Genomic DNA, 434 nt, shown 5'->3' with positions numbered 1-434 from the left:
CTGGGCTGGTAAGAGAACTTTGCGTTGGGTAATGACGCTACACTGTATGAGGATTTCTATCAGACTATTGGGGCGGTGGTTATGGGCGCTGAAACCTATAGTTGGATCATGTCAACCTCCCCCGATGATTGGCCCTATCAAAATGCCCCCGCCTTTGTAATAACCAGCCGGGATTTGCCGGTACCATCCGGACTGGAGATTACTCTTCTCCAGGGCGATGCTGGAGCGATCACAAAAAAAGTGAAGCAAGCAGCCAAAGGGAAAGATGTCTGGCTGGTGGGAGGTGGTAAAACAGCAGCCTACTTTGCCGAAGCGGGTGATTTGCCACAGCTGTTCATTACCACTCTTCCCATATTCCTCGGCACAGGCGTTGCCGTGCTTCCCGTTGGCCATAACGTTAGCGTGATCCCTAAAGTGCAACGTATTTTGCAGAT

The 434-nt window shown here is 51.2% G+C and carries 1 protein-coding gene; it reads left to right on the top strand.

Features of this window, described 5'->3' with window-relative positions:
• Positions 1–81: 81 nt before the first annotated feature.
• On the top strand, positions 82–434 hold a 353-nt coding region (locus ACI77I_RS32185; RefSeq protein WP_407000241.1), incomplete at its 3' end, for a dihydrofolate reductase family protein.

It is taken from the genome of Pseudomonas sp. D47, from assembly GCF_045447305.1.
Lineage (GTDB): Bacteria > Pseudomonadota > Gammaproteobacteria > Pseudomonadales > Pseudomonadaceae > Aquipseudomonas.
This window is presented reverse-complemented; position numbering and strand designations above follow the sequence as displayed.